Origin of the sequence: Halobacteriovorax sp. BALOs_7, from assembly GCF_003612895.1 — a bacterium.
Lineage (GTDB): Bacteria > Bdellovibrionota > Bacteriovoracia > Bacteriovoracales > Bacteriovoracaceae > Halobacteriovorax_A > Halobacteriovorax_A vibrionivorans.
The window spans coordinates 274377-296633 of sequence record NZ_CP027772.1; the positions used below are offsets into that span (position 1 = coordinate 274377).

Annotated in this window: 14 protein-coding genes; 8 read left to right on the forward strand and 6 right to left on the reverse strand. The window is 34.1% G+C overall.

Annotated features, from left to right (window positions below):
- Positions 1-4: 4 nt before the first annotated feature.
- The 5 genes from BALOs_RS01360 to BALOs_RS01380 all read right to left on the reverse strand — a co-directional run bounded on the left by BALOs_RS01360 (position 5) and on the right by BALOs_RS01380 (position 8531).
- Positions 5-2671 (reverse strand): valine--tRNA ligase, encoded by a 2667-nt coding sequence (locus BALOs_RS01360; protein ID WP_162929488.1) that lies wholly within the window; start codon positions 2669-2671, stop codon positions 5-7.
- A gap of 117 nt (positions 2672-2788) precedes the next feature.
- A complete protein-coding gene (locus tag BALOs_RS01365) occupies positions 2789-3547 on the reverse strand; it encodes a hypothetical protein (RefSeq protein WP_115362217.1) in 759 nt (252 codons plus the stop codon).
- Positions 3544-4593, reverse strand: coding sequence for a hypothetical protein (locus BALOs_RS01370; protein WP_115362215.1), 1050 nt, complete (start codon positions 4591-4593; stop codon positions 3544-3546). The genes BALOs_RS01365 and BALOs_RS01370 overlap by 4 nt, the downstream gene beginning before the upstream one ends.
- Entirely contained in the window at positions 4580-6520 is a 1941-nt protein-coding gene (locus tag BALOs_RS01375; protein WP_120404093.1) for a hypothetical protein, read from the reverse strand. Before BALOs_RS01375 ends, BALOs_RS01370 begins: the two co-directional genes overlap by 14 nt.
- Positions 6501-8531: a heterodisulfide reductase-related iron-sulfur binding cluster gene (locus BALOs_RS01380; RefSeq protein WP_115362211.1), complete on the reverse strand. Its 2031-nt coding sequence runs from the start codon at positions 8529-8531 to the stop codon at positions 6501-6503. The genes BALOs_RS01375 and BALOs_RS01380 overlap by 20 nt, the downstream gene beginning before the upstream one ends.
- 261 nt (positions 8532-8792) lie before the next feature.
- On the opposite strand from BALOs_RS01380, the gene BALOs_RS01385 reads away from it, so the two are divergent.
- Positions 8793-9635: a hypothetical protein gene (locus tag BALOs_RS01385; RefSeq protein ID WP_115362209.1), complete on the forward strand. Its 843-nt coding sequence runs from the start codon at positions 8793-8795 to the stop codon at positions 9633-9635.
- Between the two features lie 3 nt (positions 9636-9638).
- Here BALOs_RS01385 and BALOs_RS01390 read toward each other — a convergent pair whose 3' ends face one another.
- Positions 9639-10487 carry an Hsp33 family molecular chaperone HslO gene (locus tag BALOs_RS01390; RefSeq protein ID WP_115362207.1) on the reverse strand — a complete coding sequence of 283 codons (849 nt, stop codon included), beginning with the start codon at positions 10485-10487 and terminating at the stop codon, positions 9639-9641.
- Between the two features lie 82 nt (positions 10488-10569).
- On the opposite strand from BALOs_RS01390, the gene BALOs_RS01395 reads away from it, so the two are divergent.
- The 7 genes from BALOs_RS01395 (at position 10570) to BALOs_RS01425 (ending at position 22257) form a co-directional block, all read left to right on the forward strand.
- Positions 10570-12876, forward strand: coding sequence for a PD-(D/E)XK nuclease family protein (locus BALOs_RS01395; protein WP_120404094.1), 2307 nt, complete (start codon positions 10570-10572; stop codon positions 12874-12876).
- Positions 12876-16079: a UvrD-helicase domain-containing protein gene (locus BALOs_RS01400; protein WP_120404095.1), complete on the forward strand. Its 3204-nt coding sequence runs from the start codon at positions 12876-12878 to the stop codon at positions 16077-16079. The genes BALOs_RS01395 and BALOs_RS01400 overlap by 1 nt, the downstream gene beginning before the upstream one ends.
- Positions 16080-16165: 86 nt before the next feature.
- Positions 16166-16870 (forward strand): outer membrane beta-barrel domain-containing protein, encoded by a 705-nt coding sequence (locus BALOs_RS01405; RefSeq protein ID WP_158536881.1) that lies wholly within the window; start codon positions 16166-16168, stop codon positions 16868-16870.
- 11 nt (positions 16871-16881) lie between these two features.
- Entirely contained in the window at positions 16882-18273 is a 1392-nt protein-coding gene (locus BALOs_RS01410) for a hypothetical protein (RefSeq protein ID WP_120404096.1), read from the forward strand.
- On the forward strand, positions 18273-21101 hold the full coding sequence (locus BALOs_RS01415) for a tetratricopeptide repeat protein (RefSeq protein ID WP_120404097.1): 2829 nt from the start codon (positions 18273-18275) through the stop codon (positions 21099-21101). Before BALOs_RS01410 ends, BALOs_RS01415 begins: the two co-directional genes overlap by 1 nt.
- A complete protein-coding gene (locus BALOs_RS01420) occupies positions 21101-22000 on the forward strand; it encodes a hypothetical protein (protein ID WP_115362195.1) in 900 nt (299 codons plus the stop codon). Before BALOs_RS01415 ends, BALOs_RS01420 begins: the two co-directional genes overlap by 1 nt.
- Positions 21997-22257: a hypothetical protein gene (locus tag BALOs_RS01425; RefSeq protein ID WP_115362193.1), complete on the forward strand. Its 261-nt coding sequence runs from the start codon at positions 21997-21999 to the stop codon at positions 22255-22257. The genes BALOs_RS01420 and BALOs_RS01425 overlap by 4 nt, the downstream gene beginning before the upstream one ends.

Sequence of the window (22257 nt, forward strand, 5' to 3'; positions counted from 1 at the left end):
TTTTTTATGATTTGAATTGTTCGATTTGTTCTTCTAGCGATTTTATTTTTTCTTCAAAGCTTGCGGCTTTTTCTCTAACTTCTGTAACGACTTCATCAGGTGCATTTGCCATAAACTTTTCGTTATTTAATTTCTTGCCAATTTTATCTAGCTCTTTCTTTGTCTTATCATAATCTTTTTCAAGACGTTTGATTTGAGCATCTAGATCAATTACACCATCAAGCTTTAAGAAGATATCCGTGTGAGTTGTTGCTTTCATAATACACTTTTTCGGGTTCTCAGTAGATTTGGCTGCAATCTCTACATCTTTTGCACGAGCGAGATCTTGTAAGCCTGCCATATTGTCTGCAAAGTAAGAAGATGCTTCTTCATCATCTGTTAAAAGGACAACTTCAACCTCATCTTTAGGTTTAATATTTACTGATTGTCTTAGGAAGCGAATACTTGAGACAACTTCAATAAACTTATTCATCTTAACTTGTTCACTTGGGTAGTTAAGAGATGTATCGTATTCTGGGTAATCGGCTGAGATTAATAGATCTTCGTTTTCTTCTTTTAAGTATCCCCAAAGCTCTTCAGTGATGAAAGGAGTGATTGGGTGAAGAAGGGCAGTGATCTTTCTAAAGCAGTACTTTAGAACAGTTGCTCTTTGAGTTTTTGCTTCTTGATCATCTCCGTTAAGAGTGTTTTTAGAAAGTTCAATAAACCAAGAACAGAATTTATCATATACAAATGAATATACTTCAGAACATGCATCGTCGTAGCGGAAAGCATCGAGTGATTCATTGACAACTTTCGTTGCATCATTAAGTTCTGATAGTATCCATTTCTCTTGATCATCAAGCTTTGCAGGAAGTTCTTTATTTGCAAGATCTAAGAATGGTGAGATGAAACGGAAAGCATTCCATATCTTATTAATGAAGTTTCTGTATCCTGCGATTCTTTCTGGATCAAGATTAATGGCACGATTGTAACCAGAGCCTGCTGCTAGTGTAAAACGAAATGCGTCTGCACCATATTGCTCAACCATTTCAATCGGATCAATTCCATTACCAAGAGATTTACTCATCTTGCGACCAAGTTTATCTCGAACGATTGCATGGATATAAACTTTATCAAAAGGAACCTTGTTAGAGAATTTTGTTCCCATCATCATCATTCTAGCTACCCAGAAGAAAATGATATCAAAACCTGTAATAAGTACTGAAGTAGGATAGAACTTATCGAATCCTCTTTGTTCCATTCTTTCTTTATTTGGCCAGCCAAGTGTCGTCATTGGCCATAGCCCTGAAGAGAACCATGTATCTAGTACATCAGGATCTTGTGTATAATCTTTTGTACTACACTTTGGACAAGAGCTTGGTTCAAGTTCTTCGTCTGCCCATTGGTGCTCACAAGAGTTGCAAGTAAATACTGGAATTCGGTGTCCCCATAAAAGCTGGCGTGAAACACACCAATTCTTTGGTTCACGAAGCCAAGCAAAATAAGTGTTCTCCCACCCTTTAGGATAGAATCGAGTTGTATCATCTTCAACTCTTTCTACAGCTTCTTTGGCCATAGAATTTACATCAACAAACCATTGCTTTGAAATCATTGGCTCAATAACAACGCCTGATCTTTCTCCATGACCAACTTGATGTACGTGCTTTTCTTCTTTAACAAATAACTCTAGTTCTTTTAACTTTTCAACTACGCCTTTACGAGCTTTCTTACAAGGTAGGCCTTGCCACTCTAGTCCGTGCTCATTAAGAGTTCCGTCTAGATTAAGAATATTGATTATTTCAAGATTATGTCGTTTTCCAATATCAAAGTCATTAAAGTCATGACCTGGTGTAACCTTAAGGCAACCAGTTCCTTTTTCAATATCAACATGCTCATCACCAACGATTGGAACCTCTCTATTACATAGAGGAACAATTGCTTTCTTACCAATTAAGTGAGCGAACCTTTCATCATTTGGATTAACGGCAACAGCTGTATCTCCAAGAAGAGTTTCTGGTCGTGTCGTTGCAATTTCTAGCTTAATATCACTATCTTTTACAGAATATAGAATATGATAGAAGGCACCATTAACTTCTTTGTGATCCACTTCTGCATCAGAAATAGCTGATTGTAGTTTTGGATCCCAGTTAACAATATAATCTGATTGATAGATAAGGCCTTCGTTATAAAGAGTCACAAATGCACGTCTTACAGCATCATTTGCCTCAGGGTCCATTGTGAACATTGAGTAATCCCAATCACAACTTGCACCCATTACTTTTTGTTGGTTTGCAATAACGCCACCATATTGCTCTTTCCATTCCCAAATTTTCTTTAAGAAGTCTTCTCGAGAATAGTCGTGCTTTGTTTTCTTCTCTTCATTCCAAATTAGCTCTTCAACTTTTGATTGAGTTGCAATACCTGCGTGATCCATACCAGGAAGGAACAGAGTTTCATATCCTTTCATTCTTTTAAAACGAATAAGGGCATCTTGAGTTGTTATATCAAGAGCGTGACCTGCGTGAAGAATACCTGTGACATTTGGAGGTGGCATGATGACGCAAAAAGACTCACCTGTCTTTCCGGCCTTTGGAGCGAAGTACTTTTCACCTTCCCACTTTTTATACCACTTTTTCTCAACATCATTTGAGCTATAAGTCTTCGGTAAATCTTCGAATGATTTTGTCACAACTTTCTTCCTTTTATCGATTTAACTATTTGAAATTATATATCATATGATACACATTTTTTCTTTTAAAAATAGATGGGTAAACTATTGAAATTTCAAAAAATATATTGATGGGATCTACCAAGAATCCACGGGATCTGGGAGTTCTTCAGGTGCTTGATAGTCAGGATCTTTCTGGGGAGTTGTGTCAAAAAAGAGTTTATCAACTGCACGGCGTGCCTTAATAAGATCAATGTCATTAATTGAAATATACTGGCCTTTAGTATTTTGATTACCAGTTCGTGATGCTACTTGAAGGTTTCTGTTAACAACATTAAAAACTTCTAAGTTTGTATCAAGTAATGTTTGCTTTCTTGTTGCAGCTGGTTTCCTTAGTGTCTGAATCCAAAACTGAAGATAGCTTATGCGATTCATGAATTGGGAAAGCTCTTTTGAAGCTTTTTTATTTCTATCAGTACTTTTTATATAAGCATTATATTCTCGAAGAGTTTGGTTAGTTAGTAGCTCCCCCAAGTCTTTTAGAATTTTCTTTGCAATTCTTTTAGAAAAATACATCTCTTGATTTAACTTAAGCACTTCTTTTTCCAGTTCATTAAAAAGGCCTTGAGAAATATCTATATGTTTGTATTCTTTTGTCGTCTTTGTTTTTAAAACAGTATCCATGATAGAAAGCTCAATAAAATCATTATCAATAGGGGCCAAAAGGTTTTCTCCCAGTATGACGACCTCTTCTTGTGTGATTTTACTATTTAAATATAATTCTAAGATAAGGTCTTTAAGATATGGACTTACATTAGAAGCAAATTTGATTTCCTTCTCGCTAGGTGCAGATGCTAGGATTGAAAGAGTAAATAGAAACGAAATAATTAATTTCATAATTGTGATTTAATCTCCTCGTTTATTGAATATTTCCCTTCTTTATTTGTTAGTAGATAGATTTTATCTTTATAAGGAATAAGAACTTTTTCATTTTGAATCGTATATGTCGACACATAATTTAGGTCTGTTCTTTTAAATAGTTTCTTTTCTTTAAGATCAAAAGAGACGAGCTCTCTTTGATTAATTAGATTTGAATTTTTACTCTTCAAAGTCAAAATGAAGTTTAATTCACCACTATTATGTTGAAGATTATAAGCTGGACCGTATGTTGTATTAAAGAGTGGTGTCTTTTTAGTATAGTCGATTGAGCCTTTCTCAAGGCTTGAGAGTTGTACATATGACTTATTTGATATGGCAGTCTCAAGAATATAAATTTTTTCATTATCACTTGTTAGACTAAGTTTAGAATTTGTCGTATCAAACTCATGTAATAAAAACTGCTTTTTGGATCTGTTGTTATAGATTGAAACATATTCGTAAAAGTCTTTGTTTCTATCAGTGAAGTAGATGAGACTATCATCGAAAATAACCGTTTGTGGACGATAGAGAAGATCCCTTGTTTTAAGTGGGATCTGGAAGCGATCCAAATAGTTTCTTGTATTGATAACTTCTATGAAGAGCTTATCTTTGTCTTCTTTCGTAAATGAAATATAGCCACTTTTTTTATGGAATTTAGGATATGAGCCTTTAGAGATAAAATTAAGTTCGTTGGACTTTATATTATAAAAATATATCTCAGAATCTTGAAAGAAACTAAAATTCTTAAAATGATTCTCTTTCACACTGATAATATAAAGATCATCATTAACTTTAATTACATCAAACTCGCTATTAGACTTCTTTTCTATGACAACATTTGCTCTATTCTTTGCTGAATAAGCTAAAGTGTTCTTACCCTTTAGATAAAATGTAACACCTGTAAGGCTGTCGAGCTTTAAGTTATGAACGTTTTGTCTTGTTGAAAACTCAAGGAGTTTAGTCCTGGCCATAACTAAGCTATTCGATAGTATCAAGATAAGTAAAAGAGCTTTAGTAAATGCCATAAAACTCCCATGCTTTTAAAGGTGATAGGGTTGAATAACGTGATAATGCAGTGAAGACGTTTGCCCAGAGCATAAGTCTTGGGGAGTTCACATCGTCAATTGCCCCTCTGAAACTCAAGTAGGTATTGTTGTTAATCTCTTTATGGCCATCGATTATAAATGGCATAGGAGTACAGATTCCAAGTTTAGTGCTTTGGTAATGTGATGGGTAAAGATCTTCACCACAGCCCATTCCGTGAATTATTCCGTTTTTCTTTTTATCTAAAAAGAACTTAAGAGAAGAAAGAGAGTTAATCTCCTGTTCCTTTAGTCTTAGAAGATTGATCATTCGATCATGAATTGAGGAATCAGTTGAATTATACTTTGTTTTAAAATAATCAAAGGTTAATTGTCCTTCACTCCAAATTTCTTTAATCGCTCTATTGTCTAACATGATTTTGTACTTACAAGATACAGTACGACATGCTACTTCTTCAGGAACAATCCAACATCCAGCTTTATATTTTAAGCGAAGAGGATTGTATTCTTTTTTGGAAACTTCCTGGCACTTGATTCTATTTGATACAGTTTTGGTTTGATAGAGCATATTAGCTACAACCATATTTAAAGCATTGTAATTTTCTTTTGAGTTACCTGGAATATAAGGAAGACATTTTTTTTCCTTACTTATCGAAGTATAACAAATCTTTAGAGGCCACTTATCTTCTTCATCTGACTCAAGATAGAGCCCATAAATCTTTTCATAGCTTGGAAATACACAGTCATTGCTTTTTATATCATTTGTTGCAAAGTGCTTTATCACTCTTGCTCCATTTACAATGGCAAGATTTCCTATGAACTTTGGACAATCATTAAAATTATTTTTTAATCTCGAAACCATTAATGTCTCAGAGACTTTTAGACAGTCTGGCATCGGATAGAGAACACTTCCTTCTCTAGGTCCTTTCGTTTCACATACTTCAGGTCTTTGTCTTAATAGCTTTATGCATTTTATATATTCAACATCTTTTAAGTCTTCTTTCTTAAAGATGTTCTGACATCTTTGCTTAATATAATCTCTTGATCTTTGTTTATTTCTAATTAATGCCCAAAAGTCTTGCTGAGCATAATTATTACAGAATTTTTCTTTTCGATTTAGGTTAGAACAGAAGTTTCTAAAGTATAGAAGATCTTTTTCCTTAATTTCTTCAGTATAAGTCTTTGCTTGTCTTCTAAGTGAGTTTATATAACTTCTTTCTCTAATTGAAAGATCATTTTCTGTTAAATTTTGACTAAGTTTAGAGGCAAGATCAATTGTATAAGGGGCACTACAAATGTGATCGACATTTATATTTGCACTTAAATTATTATATTGATCTAAGCATTGTCCTTTGGAAGTTGGAAACTTTGGTGTGATTTTTTTGAAAGTATCTGCTAGGAGTCCTTTTTCAAATACACGACTTTGTTTAAAAGAAAGTCGACAGTTGCTTTTATAATAGTGAGATAAGAAAGAATCAATCGGGACAATTGCCTTTGTCTTTTTCTCTCCTTCTGTTACCGTAGCTTCCACGTTTAATAGGGGAGTTCCGTTAATGTTGATAAGTCGGTTTTTTAATAGAGTATAGATTGAACAATTGTTTATACGATACAATTCTTTGTAATAGTCTGGTGAATAAAGAAGAATTGTATTTATTTGGCGTGTTGATAATTCAATTCTTTCTTCATCTTTAAAAATTTGTCTTATTTTCTCTTCATTAGAAGGATTTAAAATTTTTTGACCTATGTCCTGACGATATAGATTTAGCTTTTCCTCAAATGATTCAAGGAGTCCTTTCTCTGGTAATGTTAATTTGGCTTTTGTTTTTTGAGGTGTATTTGATTGAGCATATAGACTAGGCCCAGTTAGTACTGAGCCTAGTATAATTAATTTAATCGATAGTTTTTGCAAGAATTGAGGCAACGTCCTCAATCTCAAGGTTTTCTGTACCTGTCTTTTCGCTAATTCCACCCTTAAAGTTTATCATACAGAAAGAGCAGGCCGTAGCTAATTTCTCAACTTTCTTCTCTCCAACATGGGCAAGTCTGTTAACGGCAGGATCATTTCCTTCCTCAACTTCGTACCACATGTTTCCACCACCCATTCCGCAGCATAGAGCAGTGTCTTTAGTCTTATCCATTTCCTTGATTTCAACACCTGTTGCTTCAAGGATTTGTCTTGGTGCGTTGTATTCACCGTGATGGCGACCAAGGTAGCAAGGATCATGGAAAGTAAGATTTTCTTCTACTTTTTTCTCTGGCTTTAGTTTTCCTGAGCGTAGAAGGTCTGCGAGAAGTTCTGTGTGGTGAACTGTATCGAAGTCACCATCATCAAATTTCGCGTATTCTTTACCAATAGTATGAAGACAGTGAGGGCAGTGAGTTACAACCTTATCAAAGTCATATTGATTCATATTGGCAATATTCTCAATTGCGATTTCAAAGAAAGAGTATTCATCACCAATTCTTCTGATTGGGTCACCATTACACTTTTCAGTTTTCCCCATTACAGCAAAGTCTACGCCTGCCTTCTTTAGGAGTTTAACAGTATCTTGAACTACTTTTTGGTTAGATGCATCGTATGAACCAGCACAACCAACATAGTATAAATAATCAACTTTCTTTCCAGCTTCGATTACAGGAACATCAAGTCCATCTGCCCACTTAAAGCGATCATCTTGTGAGATTCCCCAAGGGTTTCCATTGATTTGAACCTTTTGAACAGCTGTCGCAGCATCTGCTGGAACTTCACCAAGTGTAAGAGTCTTATATCTCTTTGCACCCATGATGATGTCAACGTGCTCGATATTTGCAGGACATTCTTCCATACAGGCACCACAAGTTGTACAAGAGTCTAGCTCGATTGCTGAGTAAGTCGAGTTTTCCCAGAAATCAGCATCAGTTTCACCTTTAGCTGCTGTATCAAAAGCAAGATCACGTGCTTTTGTGATAATTGTTTTTGGATCTAGTGGTCTTTCTGCGATATTGGCCGGACATACTTGTGTACAACGCCCACATTCAACACATGCTAGAAGATCAAGCTTGTTTTTAATTGTTAACTCAGAAAGTTTACCTAAACCAAATGTTTCTGCTGTTTCATCTTCAAAGTCCATTGGATCAAGAAGGGCCCCGCGTCTTTTTGGTGTAACAAGGGCAGCAAATGGTAGAACAAAAATATGAGAAAATTTAGTTGTTCCACAAGCAGCAACAAATAGCATTGTATTTGCCATGTGGACCATCCACATTCCACGATAAGTATATGCCCAAGCTTTCTCTGAAAGTGGAATGCCTTGGAATAATGTAGCAAGGAACCATCCAACAGGAGACCATGTTGCTTCACCAACAGGCATACCTGTTCCCATGATTCTTACACCTTCAATTAAGTAACCAAGAACGACAAGAGCAATTAGCATACTGTACATAAATAATTCTTGCTTTGGCTTAGTGGCTTTTAAGTAGTCAGGCTTATCAATATATCTTCTTTTGTATGCAAGAGCGATTCCGGTAAGAACCATTAGACCTGCAATATCAGCGAGGAATGAGATTACGATGTAAACATTACCTTTATAGATTTTAAAAGGAGTATCGGCATGAATTGCAACTAGGTCAGTAGCAATCCAGAGAATTACAAATCCCCAGAAAATAAGGCCGTGGAAGATTGCAACATTTAAGAAACGAGGCACTTTTCCTGTTAGAAGCATCGTTTTGAAAAACGAACTCCAGTTTAACTTTTCAGGGAAAAGATCTTTTAAGCCTTTTACAGCATCGAATCCTTTCTTACCTGTAATAAATTTGGCTTTTTCATAAAGCCCTTTGAACATAACAAAGACCGCTGCAAAAAATAGGATGTACATGACAACCTTAAACGAGTATGGAATATTCCAAAATATTTCTCGCGTAGCAGCATCAAGAGTTTGATTCATTTCTTCCCTCGCTTACTTTTTGTAGGTGAATAACATTTTTAATAATTTCAATCTTATATATATGGTAATATACCATAAGTATCCTTATTTAAAGAGTCAGAAATTATGTTGTACAATAAAAAAAACTTAATATTATTAATACTCTTCGGCTTATTTTTTTCTTGTTCAAGAGTAAAAACCATTAATTTAAAAAATCATTCTTTCAATAACTATCCCTCAAATTTAGTTTTTATTCAGATACCTGGCCTGAGTGAAGAGCACATGGGCTACTTGCACTTTAAGAACTTAAATTTCAATGCTCAAACAGAGCTTGAAAAGTATTCTTGTTTTGGAAAGATGTGGTCTTATAATATGATGACAGTAACTCCAGACATCGACGACCAGCTTCTAACACAGCTAAATGGATATTCACTTCCAAGTAATAGTTGTGAAAAATATCAGAGAAGAGCAATTTGGGATGTTTTAAATGGATCTGGCTATAGTTCTTCGGTTATTTATCGTGGCAAAACTCCAAAATTTAAAGAAATTGATAAATGTAATACAAATTTCTACAAAAATACTCGACTATTCGTCTCAGGGGCCAAAGAAAAAGTTGCAAGTGATAAAGAAACTTTTCACTTTCAACAAAAGAAAGAATATCAAAAAGGCAGTACTTACTACGATAAATCGTGCAAAAGAGATAAGTGCTTCTCTACAACAACAGATTTATTTAATCATGTCCTAACTGCGATGAATGATTCGAATCGTCGCTTCATTAATATTGTTGATTACGAATTACTTAATATTTTGAATAAGCAGGATGTGAAAGGGTTTACCTCTTATATGTCTAATCTAAATAACTTTCTTATCCAAGTAAGAAAGAGAATTAGTAAAACAAACGATTATTTAATTGTCGTTAGTTCGGCTTCTCCAAAGGCCATTGATTGGAAAAGAATTAATAAAAAATGGAGAAGTATTCCTATCGCTACAAATAAAAAGTCACAGTTAATGGCCCCTGTTTGGGCAGATGGCGCTTTGGCAGAAAATTTTTGTGGACTATATTTAGAGTCTGACTTAAATCGCCGCTTCTTCTGGCGTTCAGAAGAAACGACATTACCGTTTTAAGCTCTATTGTAGATTAAGTAAGTTTGTAACTTCTTCTTTTGTAATAAGGTATGCAGTTTTACAGTAGTCACATTTTGTTTCTACCGATAGGTCTTCGTGGAAAACATCGTCAAAGCCACTTGATCTTACAACACTGGCCACTCCTGTTACCATACGATCACGAGAACAGCTGCACTTAAATTTAATCTCAGTTGAAGTAAGGTAATCATAACCTAGTGATTCAAACTTCTCTTGAATTGGACCTTCTTCATTAAGTGCTTCTTTGAATATTGTATCTAAAGACTCTTTGTTTTCAGCAAGAAATTGATCGAGGCTGACAGACTCAATAACTTCTTCCTTATCGACATTTACTTCTGGAAGTTTTGTTATCAGTGCAACTTGGTCACTATCCTCACTAAGAATAATTGCTGAATTCATTTGATATGATCTTTTAAAAAAGTCATTAATGATTCCATTTACATTTTTATTTTTAACTTCAATGATACTTGTATAAGGAGATTTAGAATGAGGAAATTGCTTAGCAGTTCTAAGGTGTCCTGAGATCTTTTTTGGCATCTCTGGTAACTCTTCTGGAAGAATTAGAGTTCTAAAGAAGCCTGCCTGATTCATTTCAAGTTTGAATCTAAAATATGGTTCTTGTGAATCTAAAAAGATCCCCATATTTTCCTGTGGCTTAAGAAAGTTGATCATTGGAAGAATTGAAAGAGTAATATCTCTTAAAAATGCAAAGCCTTGCTGGTTGACACCGTGAATTAGTGCAAGATCGTGAATAACCTTCTGCCCCTCTAAGAAAGAGATTGCAAATGTTTTTTCTTTATTAATGAAGTTGAATAGACGACTTTCTTTAATCACAGTAAAATTCTCCTTGTATGCGCTTTATATATCGTTTTTCGAGTAAAGTGTCATTAGGAAGCTTAAAAAAAGGTAACGTTACGTGTTAAATCTCTACTTATACGAGAATCAATTCGATGAATTGCTGGCCAGCAATGAGAACATTAAAAATTGGCAAATTATCTGTCCTTCACCACAAAGGGCCGATCTCTACCGAGATATTCTTATTCGTCGCGGACTCGCTTCCACTTGTGAAACCATAACAATTGCAAAATTCTTATCAGATCACCTAGAACTTAGTGAATCTCAAACAAAATTATCAAAATCTGAATTAATGGTAGACCTATGGACTTTTTGGAAGTCTGCTGTAAATGATGACTACGAAAAATTTCATTTTAGTTTCGAACTCTTCACTGAAGTACGCTCTTATGATCTAAGTCAAAATCTTATTGAAGAATTAGGTCAGTTAGAGACCCTGGAGAAGGAGTGTATTGCTGGGCTGATGAGATTTCATACATATGTTGAAAATTTCAATATAGTAGATGAACAAAAATCGTATCAATTAGTAAGTGAGCAATTTAGGGCCGAAGAGAATATCGGGTATATCTTTATTGGATTTGATCACCTTAATGCAAATCAAATAGATATGCTGAAAGGGATGGGGAATAAAGCAGAGGTCTATGTTCCAATTAGTAAGGAGGTCTTCAACCAATGTGATGGTAAAGTCTTTTGGCCAAATTGGATAGAGACGCAACAGTTGAAAGAGGAAATTGAGTTTGAAAATATTGATTGCGAATATATTTCAATTCCATCTGGACGAAGTGCAGAGTATTTTAGTGAATTGATAAGGCAGGACAAACAATTAATTAGTTTTTCAAACAGCTTAGATCTATCTCAAGTCAATTCGTTACTGATACCTGAAAAAAGGTTTAAAACTGATTTTGCATTATTTTTTAGTAGCGTTGATCAAATTACTTCAAAAATCCAAGAACAACTAAATCTCAATGGTGGAGTTTTAAGTTGTGATGATATTCAAAAGTTTTTAACTAAATTAAGTCTTCTAAATTTCAATGAAGATAATTTTATTAAATTGAAAACAATCCTGTCTTTTAAAAATGAAATTAAGGCTTACTCAGAAAAAGCGACGATTAACGAAGAACTCAGAAGCTCAGATCTAAAGTTAATTAAAGAAGTATTAGGGCTAAATCTTCCAAGAACATCTGTTGTTAATTTAACTAAAGATGACACGGGAACGATTGGAATAAGAGATAATCTTTTAAGTTTAGAAGATTGTGAAAATAAATATCTTTATATTTCAAAGGATGACTTAGGAGCTTTAACAACAGCACAAAGATTCTCAAATGATGTCTTAGTTATCTTTAGTGCTTTTGGTCCTCTTCAAAGTAAGGCCTTAGATATTGCAAGTTTGAGATCATTGATAAGACAATTTATTCAAAGTGGTGGAAAGCTCATTCTTGAGGAAGGTTTGCTCCACGGTAACTCTATAGCAGAGTCTCTTTTTGATGGAGTAAATCTTAACGATTATAATTTAGAAGTAAGTAAGAGACTGAGCTTTGAAAAGAGGGCCCAGCAAAAAGCGAGTGTAGGTGAGAAGTTGTCACCTTCATTTATTCAAACTTATATTGATTGTCCAAAGAAGTGGCACTTGAAATATGCACAAGGGGTTGATCTTGATGTTTCATCTTCGGCGTTCATTGATAGAAGATATATTGGGACAATTAATCACAGTGTAATTGAAGCGTATGTTGAAAAGCATGAAAGCTTTAGTGAATCTATATTGAGAGAGTTAATTAAAAACACATTGAATCGTTTTATTGTTGAGAACTCGCTACTCCCAGAAAGAATTGATATTGAAAGTTTAAGGCTTGCGATTGAATCATATTGTTCGTCTATTATTATAAAGTTGTTAGAAATAAAGAAAGACAAAGATGTCGAATTAATTTTTGAAAGAGATATTTCAAAAGTTAATGAAGAGTATAAAGGTTTCATTGATCTTCTAATTAAAAAAGGAAATGACTTTTATGTTTATGACTTTAAGACATCTGGAGGTTCAATACCTAATAAAACAGATATCGTTGATTATCGAAAAATTCAGCTTATAGCATATTATAGAGCATGGTCACGTGAACATTCATTAAAAGGTGGCGGATATCTCTGTCTTGAAAACTTGAAGGACTCATTCTTTATTGGGGATGAAGTTTTCTTTGGAGAGTTTCATTCAAAGTCTAAACAGATCGAAGAAGTTGATCTTGATGAATTCCAGGATCACATGAAAGAAATTATTAAAGAAATGGGCTCGGTAGAGACTTGGCCTGCAAGACCAATGAGTAATCAAACATGTACTTTCTGTGTCGCTAATCCTGTCTGTGCAAAAGGAGAGATGCAATAATGGCCATTCAATTAAATGCAGAACAAGAAAAAGCAGTAAAGCATGATGGTGGTGTTCTTCTAAACGCTGGTGCAGGATCAGGGAAAACACGAGTAATTATCGAACACTTGGCTTATTTAATAGAGGAAAAGTATACGGCTTTGGAAGAACAACAGGTTCCTGATATTGGTCAATACTTGAAAGCTTATCTTTCTAAAATAGTCGTTATGACATTCACAAAAGAAGCCGCTGGAGAGCTTCAATCTCGTATGTTTGATCGCTTTAACGATGTTGAGGATAAAAATAAGAAGAAGATAATCGATGAGGCCCTCGAATCCTTAGGTATTTCAACGATCCATAGCTTCTGTTTAAAACTAATTAAGAGAGGCTATATCTTTGGTGCACCTGCTAATCTTGATATCGTCGATCGCTTTAAAATAAATGTAAAAATAGAAGAGCTTACAAAGCAGTGGTTTAATCGAAATCTTAATAATCCAAAAATAGAAATATTTCTAAAAAATATTGATGCACTTACTAGTTCGATGCAATTTGTATTTGCTAGTCCTGAGTTACGATATGAGTGGCAAACACTTGATGTTGATCATGTTGAATTTAATGAAGAAGAATACTTTGAGAATATTTTAGGTCTTTTGGGATGTTCCGATATTTTTAAATGTCATTACTCGAGTGATACCTATTCAGAAGAACACGCAAAAAAAGCATGGTGGAAGCATTTAAATGCAAGCGAGTCATTCTTTTCTTCTAATAAGTATGATTGGGAAAATATTAAAAAGTTTTGCGAAGTCTATAAGGCAAATAAGCCACGTAAATCGAAGGGGATACCACTTGAAGTTGGTGAGTTAATTGAAGATGCAAATAAATTACTAAAGTTTGTTGAAAAAGAAGGTGAGAACTTCGATCAATTTTTTGCTAATGAAAATATATATCGTGAGTGGTTAAGCTTATATAAAGAACTATTTAATTATATTCAGGAACATTATTATAATTACCCCGGTATGGACTTCTCAGATATCGAATATTTAACTTTGAAATCTTTAGAGGAGTCAGAAGAGTCAAGAAGGCTCTGTCAGGAAAATTTTGATTATATTATTGTTGATGAGTATCAAGATACTTCACCAGGACAATTCCAAATAATACGTCATGCAATAGGTGATAATTTTAAAAAGCTTATGTGTGTTGGTGACAGGAAGCAGGCCATCTACGGTTTTCGTGGAGGTGAGATTGCCGTCTTTAATCAAACAGAAAAACTGATTCCTCAAAATCTCTATATGTCTAATAACTATCGATCAGAAGAAGCAGTTGTTAAATTTAATAACCAATTCTTTGATACTATCTTTGGTTTGGGTGAAAAATACCAAGGGCACGATCAATATAGTGTAAAGGTCGATTATCAAAACTTTCCAGCCGATGTGAAAGAGTCCGCTCTAGGTAGTGTCAAAGGGCATATTGTTGATCTTGAAATGGAGGTCGAAGGAAGACTTACCTCTACTGTGTATGACGATATTGAAGCCAGCTCAATTGCTGAATTAATTGAAAAGAAGTTCAAGGAAAATCCACAAGAACAAATTTGTATTCTTTATCGTACTCTGGCCCCGTCAAAGCAATTGATTTCAAATTTGATGAGTAAGAAAATACCGTTTGTTGCTCAGGTTAAAATTCCATATGGTGAAGATCCGTTGGTAATTATCTTTAAGGCTTTTATTAATTTCTTGATTGAAGCAGATAAAGAGGGGGCGGATTCAAAGAGGTTGCAGGCCATTGCTCGTTATTATAATTTTATAATTAATGGAGTATGTCGACATTACTACGACGAGTATCGAGAGTTTACAATTGAAGATCTCGTTAAGATGAAGGGTACGTACAAGAATAGTAATGTGGAGTATGCATTTTGGTCTTTTGTATTTGACCTAGGACTATCGAGTTCTACATATAAGAATAATTCAGAAAAGATAAATGGAATTATAGGTGGCGCTAAAGGAGATATTGATCAAATTTATAAAATCTTGAAGTCTCTTGAAAAAGACTCTTATAGTGCAAGCTTTTCATATCTATCTAATGCGAATGTAAGAATTATGACGACTCACGCTTCAAAGGGTCTTGAATTTGATACAATTATATTAGGTGGTATTCATACTAATGGACGTACTGTTGTTGATACATCAAAGTTTGGTTCACTTCCTGGGGCCTTGTCTTGGGGAGCTGATATACATACAAAGAAGTTAAACTCGTCTCCTAATTTAATTCTAGAAAAACTAATCAAAAAGCAAAAAGAGTTTTCAGAATCAAAACGACTATTCTATGTTGCCTGTACTCGGGCCGTTGAAAATATTGAGTATTTTGATATCAGTGTAAATGGGAAGGAAGTAAAGCATTCAGATAATAGCTGGATTGTACCTCTTCGGACTCATCGTCTAAACGAAGTAGAATGTGATGACTTTTCAGTTGCATATGAAGTTAGCTCGTCAAATCGTCCACCAATTTATTTCATGGATGCACTTGGAATTAAAAATGTTGAATCAACTACAAAGCTAGGACTAATATCAGAATTATCAGTTACAAAGTTATCTGAACTGGCCTTGTGCTCACGAAAGTTTTACTTAAACCAAGTATTGAAATTAGATGAAGACTTTAAAGAATTCACAAAAGAGAATGAAATTGAAACTCCTTCTGCATTCGGTGTTTCTGATGTAGACCGTGGAAATCGTCTGCATTTTCTTGTTGAAAATTTAATTAAGGGCAAGGACTTAAAATTTAACAGTCCTCAGGAACAAGAGATTGTGGAGTGGGTAAATGAATATATTCAAAAATCGGCCCATGAAAAGATTCTAAGTGAGCATCAAATTAAGTTTTCTTTCTTTGGCCAGATGATAACTGGGATTATAGATGCTTTAGTCTATCAAAATAATCAAGTAGTGGAGATATGGGATTTTAAGTCAGGTCTAATTGATGAGGATAAGCTGAGATCATATTTCTTCCAGTTAAAAACCTATGCTTTTGGTCTGAAATTAATCAATGAAAATATGGCAAGTACTATAAATCTTAAAGTTTTGGCCCTTGATGAGAAGAGAATTATTGAAGAGAAAATTGAAATCAGTAATGTTGAAAATGATCTCTTCGAAGTGTGGAAAACACTAAGTGATTTGGTCGGAAAAAGAATTAAGCACTGTTCATCTTGTTTGTATGGAAATTTATGCCACCAATAAGCGACTTAATTAGTACTTAACATCTTATGTTAAAATAATCTCTGTAAATCCAACTATTTGAAAGGCAGGACGCTAAAATGATTAGGATGATCTTTGTATTATTTTTAACTTTTCTAACGATGAAAACTTTCGCGGCAGAAACGGATCTTTATAATTTTTCATGGCTTGATAAAGATAAAGAAATTTATGTTTTACAAAATCGTAAATTTAAAAAGGTAAATCGTTTCTACGTTAGTGGAGGTTTTGGGAAAACACTATCAGGTGCTTTCGTTGATTCTACATCTCTACAATTAAGAGCTGGTTATTTCTTTCATGAAGAGTGGGGGGCAGAGTTTATTTATGCTTCTAACTCAGGTGAAGAAAATGATACGGCCGCTTCAGTACGTAATAGTAATGGGGGAGGAAGTGGGTCTATTCCATTTCGTCGCATTGTAAATGATTACATCGGTGCGATGGCCCTGTGGTCACCATTTTATTCGAAAATTAATACATTTAACTCTATTGTCTATGTTGATTGGATCTTCGGTCTTGGTTTTGCAAAACTGAACGAAACAAATAATGGGCCTGAAGTTAGAGCTGGTTCACCAAACCCTGGCCTAACGGTTGATGAGTCGCATACTGGATTAATGTGGAATGTTTCATCTAAGTTTTATGTAAACACTTCTTGGAGTGTTAGAGCAGATATTAACGGAATCTTATATCAAGCGGCACCTGCTAGAGAAGCGGGATCAGAGTCAGATCAACTATATTCAAATATTGATCTAACTTTTTCTGTTCAATTTGATATTTAAGGGAAGCTGTTGTGTTAAAGAAATCGATCATTGCATTTTTACTCATGGGGCAAGTCTTTGCTCTCGAGTCTATTTGGACAGACTTAACCAAATCTCGAAATCGCATCGCACGATATCCCCATATTATTAAACTCCTAATCGAAAAGGAAATGTATCATACTGCTGTTCCATATGTGAAAGAGTACTTGGTTACATATAAGGGACGTACTAATAAAGACTTTGAAAGACTTTTTGAAAAGGTTGTCTCTAAAGTAGGTGATAGACAATTTGTTCTTTTACCTGAGCAATATCTTAGCAAGATTGATTCTCCGACTTTAAAGTACTTACTTGCAAAAAAACTATTAAAGAGAAGAAAGTATAAAGAGGCTCTACAAACATTAAATGGAACGATTCCAGCAGGGCATCCTGTAAAAGCATTCTCTCTTCACCTTGAAGGGATGGCGTTTACAATGCAACGAGGTTTCCGCGCCGCTATTTCAGCTTTTGAAAGATGTGTTGATATGTCCACTTCAAGTGATGATGAGGTGAGGGCCAGACAATTACAAATAAATCATGACTATTGTTTAGCAGGTATTGCTCGTGTTAAATATGAGCAGAAAAAGTTAGATGATGCAGAATTATCATTCATTGATGTCGATAAGAGATCATATATTTGGCCTGAGCTTCTAATTGAGGAGGCTTGGAATAGTTATTACAAAGGTGACTACAATAGAACGCTTGGTAAGTTAGTTACATATAAAGCACCGGTACTTAACTATATAGTTAATCCAGAAATTAATGTTTTAAAGGCTTTGAGTTATTTTAAACTTTGTTTATACGATGATATGTCTAAGATTATTGATGATCACTATGCTGAGTTTGATAAATCTAAACAAGTCATCGATAAGATGATTGCCCGTAAGCATTCTCTTGAATGGTATTTTAACTTTATTAATTCATTTGTTGATGGAAAGAAATACTATGATCCTTTAACAAATAAAGTTCTTAGAAATGTTTCTAAAGACCCAGCATTTATACAGCTTTTTCAAAGTTATAAAGCTGGCTTAAGAGAAATATCAAATATCAAAAAAGTACGTAATCGTCGTCTTAGAAAGATTCTTGCTATAAACCTTAAAGACTCTCTGATGCTTCAACAAAAACTTATTGGTTCATATACTAAGAGAACTTTTAAGTTAGTTTCAGCACAACTTGAAAAGTCATTCATTGGTCTAAGTTATTTAAGGCTTGAAGCTTTAAATGCAAGAAAGGCTAAGTTGTATAGTGGGATTGCTGATACAGGTGCACGTGGCGATATTAAATATTTAAAAAGAAATTCGAAGCAATACTTTTGGTCATTTAACGGTGAGTTTTGGGCCGATGAAATGGGTGACTATGTATTTGCTCTTCGATCGGAGTGTCAATAATGATTAAAGTATTATTACTAGCATCTCTTATAAGCTTCAGTTCCTATGGAATTAAATTAAGTCCAAAAAGGGACCGTATCGTTTCTGTTATCGATATGGAACTTAAAGAAATCAGTAGGATGAAGCGTTATACAAAGAGGGATAATACTTTAGATCTTAGAATGGCCGAACTAAACCTTGAAAAAGGTCGTATCATTCGTGAACAAGAAAATGAAAACTTTTTTAAACTAACTCCAAAACAAAAGAATCAAATCGATAGAAAAAAGTTTTTTTCGGTTTCTGACTCATACTATAAGAAAGCTCGTGGAATAGGTATTTCTATTTTAAAGAAAAAACCTAACAGAAGGGCCCGCTCTCATATCTACTACATTCTTGCTTATAATGAATTAGAGAATGTAAACATGGAAGATGCAAAGTCGTTATTCGTAAAATCAGTAAGATCTGCTCCCAAAGGTGACTTCATCGAAACTAAGTCTCGACTCGCTCTAGGTGATATTTACTATCGTGAAGGTGATTTTAATAAATCTAGACAGTATTACAATACAGCAATTGGTAAAATTAGAGACGATAAATGGTATACGAAGTATCTTTATAACCTTGCATGGTCAAACTTTAGGGTAGGGCGAAAAAATACTGCGGTAAAGCAAATGGAGCAGGTTTTTGAACTTTCTAAGAGTCCTAAATATATAGATAAACAAGATATGGCATCACGTGATGTGGGTTACTTCTACGCAGAAAGCGGTAAAACAAATAAGGCCCTGAAGTTTTATCAGAATCAAAATACAGATGCCGAGAAAAATTTCTATGACATGGGAATGATCCTTATAGGAAAACAAAAATATTCTCAAGCTGCAGATATGTTTGGAAGAGCATTCAATGGCAAAAATCCAAAGTATAAAGCAATGTCATTAGTTCAGCTATTAATGATTTACGATAAATATGGGAATAATTCATATTTCCTTAGATATGCAAGAGCGATAACAAAGTCGCCATTAAATGCAGAACAAAAGAAAGAAGCACTATATTTTGTTACGAAAAGAGCGGCACAACTCCAAAAAGAATTAGAGATGTCTCATAATAAGAAGCGTCCCAAGGTAATGAAGTCTAAGGGTAAAACAGCTGCTGAATTATATTTTATTTCACAACAAATTGATCCTAAGCTAAGTGAAAGAGCACTCTTTTTTGCTGGTGAGTCATATTATGCAGCTAATGAATATCCTGAGGCACTTTATATGTATGATAAAGTCTTATCTACTGCTCAACCAGGTTCAACTTATTATAAAAGATCTCTAGCGGGGATGATGATTGTCCTAAATGATCGTAAGATTTCTAAATCAACACGTAATAAGTACTTTGAAACAATCTTCACAAACTATATCAAAACAGAAGAATCTAAGTCGAAAAAGAATAAAGCAGTAGAAAAACTATTTTCTTTCTACGTAGATGAAAAGAAAGATGTTGAAAAAGCAAAACAGACATTCTTTGTGTATGCTAAAGAGAATCCAAGAAATATATCTAAAAATGAAGCAATGATTGGCCGTATTGTAGATATGTATAAAACCCAAAAAAATAAAAAGGGACTTATGTCTTTTGTTGGGGAGCTAAAAGGCCAGGGAATTCCTTTAAAGAGAGGATTTGTAAATCATCTAAATAAGATTATTCTTGTTGCACAATTTTCAGATATTCAAAAGGCCAATAAAAGTGGTGATAAGATCACTGCGTTAAAGGGATATCTCTTCATTTATAAAGATCCAGAAAGTACCGCAGATGCTAAGAGAAATGCTGCTTATAATATTGCCGTTCTTTTTTATGAGTCAGGAAATGTCGGCCTAACTGCTAAATGGTTGGATCGAGCAATTGAAGAAATGACCACTACTGAATTAGTAAAATTCTATGAATCTTTTAATAGTATTATAAGTGAACTATTTTTGAGACAGAGAGTTGCTGATGGAATGTCATTAACACAAAAGTTACTTGGTAAGACATGTGGTATCAATAATAAGAATAAAGAAAAACTTCTAAAGAACTATATCGTTATGGGACTAGCAACTCGTAATGATTCAAAGGCTGTAGCATTTGTCGATCAACAATCAAAATGTCGATTTAATAATTCAACGATGCTAGCTTCTTATGAACAAATCTTTGACTACTATATAGACTTTAAACAAATTACTAATGCAGATAAGATTTATCGTGAAAGATTGTCAGCATATACAAAGAATCTATATCGTAAGTCTGAATATGTTGGAAAGTTAGCAAAGTTATCTCGTGAACAAGGTAATAGCTCTCGTTACAACAATGAGCTTAATTATATTTATCGTAGGGTTAAAAATAAGAAAAAACTTGCAATTGAGACGATCGATGAAGTTGCTCTAACTGAAGTTGCAGATGTAGAAAGAGCTGTTAATAGCTTTAATGCAATTGAGTTAAGCTTCCCTGAGAATAAATTCAATAACACTATGAAAGGCAAGTTTGCACGTCTTGAAAGTATCCAGAATCAAGTAACAAAGATTGTGGCCATGGGATCTGGTGAAGCGATGGTTAAGAGTTACTCATTACTTATTAGTTCATATGATAAGTTCTCAAAAGATGTCGCTACTTTTACACCGACTGGGAAGTCTCAGGAATATGTAAATTCTTTTAAGGGAAGTATGCAAAATGTATCAGCAAACCTCGCTTCAAAATCAAGACAATTAAAAAGAGAACTAGATTCTTTGATTAATAAGAATGATGTTCTAACAGTAAACTTTGGAACACTTTCTCGACAGGGGTTAAACCTTCCATCGATGACGGGTGCTGTCTTAATGGATAAGAGGGGGAATCAGTAATGAAGTTTTTAAATATTTCTCTTTTGATATTACTTTTAGCATCATGCGCCTCTGGTGGAAAAACTGTACAGAAATTAGGTGGCGAAGAAGCTGAGCAAATTGAAAACCTATCAAATGAAGACTTTAAACCGAAGAAGCAAGTTCGTTATAATGCTGATGCCGATTATCATCTTATTAATGATCTAGTTGATGATGTTTTAGAGGATGAATCATTAGATAAGGTGTCTAAGGAAAGATTAGAAAGCATTGATGAGAAGAAAACAGGCTTAGTTGGACTTTGTTATCTTGGAAATACAAAAGAAGGACTCGCGAAGCTTGACGCTCTTTATGAAAAAAATAAGAAGAATCCTGCATATTGGAATCAGCAGGGGATTTGCTCATATAAAACAGGTAATAAGAGATTAGCGAAGGTATATTTTAATAAAGCTGTCGCTTTAAATAGTAAGTATATTCCAGCTATTAATAATATCGGTGTTATCTCAGTTGATGAAGGTAAAGATCGCAAGGCCATTGCAGCTTTTAAACAAGTTCTTTTAATTAAGAGAAACAATAAGACAGCAATGTTTAATCTTTCAAATATATACATCAAGTATGGGCTTTATAGTAAATCAACAGCAATGCTTAAGAACTTATATCGCGTTAATAAAAAAGATCGCGATGTGATAAATTCGCTGGTTTATTCTTATTTGTTTGATGGGAAACCTAAGTTTGCTTATACGATTTTAAAAGAAATGAATTCTGATTACTTTGAAATTCCAAGTCTTAAAATCGCTTTATATTATTCTCTAAAACAACTTAAAAGCGAACACGCTAAGAGGGTAAGAGAAGATATCGAAGATATGGATTTAAATGCAAAAGATAAAACAATCTTTCAGCAGATTAAAGGGTTAACAATATGAAAAGAATTATAACAACGGCCTTATTTATCTTGTTGTCACAAGCATCGTTTGGTCAAAAATCTGTAAACGATAAAGTTATTTATAAGTACAAGAAGTTTGAGAAATTTAATTTAGATGAAATTAGTGTCGATGGTGAGCTGGGTGCTCCTGGCGAAATCACTGTTTCAAGTCGTTATCTTAGACAATTTAAAAATAAACTACCATCGAAACCTAATTTTCATCTTGAAATGATGAAGGGATTAGATCGAATTAGATAG

What these genes read in the sequence shown, in the direction of transcription:
- BALOs_RS01365 (WP_115362217.1), bottom strand. Translation starts at nt 3,547, where the DNA reads ATGAAATTAATTATTTCGTTTCTATTTACTCTTTCAATCCTAGCATCT.
- BALOs_RS01370 (WP_115362215.1), bottom strand. Translation starts at nt 4,593, where the DNA reads ATGGCATTTACTAAAGCTCTTTTACTTATCTTGATACTATCGAATAGC.
- BALOs_RS01380 (WP_115362211.1), bottom strand. Translation starts at nt 8,531, where the DNA reads ATGAATCAAACTCTTGATGCTGCTACGCGAGAAATATTTTGGAATATT.
- BALOs_RS01385 (WP_115362209.1), top strand. Translation starts at nt 8,793, where the DNA reads ATGGGCTACTTGCACTTTAAGAACTTAAATTTCAATGCTCAAACAGAG.
- BALOs_RS01400 (WP_120404095.1), top strand. Translation starts at nt 12,876, where the DNA reads ATGGCCATTCAATTAAATGCAGAACAAGAAAAAGCAGTAAAGCATGAT.
- BALOs_RS01405 (WP_158536881.1), top strand. Translation starts at nt 16,166, where the DNA reads ATGATCTTTGTATTATTTTTAACTTTTCTAACGATGAAAACTTTCGCG.
- BALOs_RS01415 (WP_120404097.1), top strand. Translation starts at nt 18,273, where the DNA reads ATGATTAAAGTATTATTACTAGCATCTCTTATAAGCTTCAGTTCCTAT.
- BALOs_RS01420 (WP_115362195.1), top strand. Translation starts at nt 21,101, where the DNA reads ATGAAGTTTTTAAATATTTCTCTTTTGATATTACTTTTAGCATCATGC.
- BALOs_RS01425 (WP_115362193.1), top strand. Translation starts at nt 21,997, where the DNA reads ATGAAAAGAATTATAACAACGGCCTTATTTATCTTGTTGTCACAAGCA.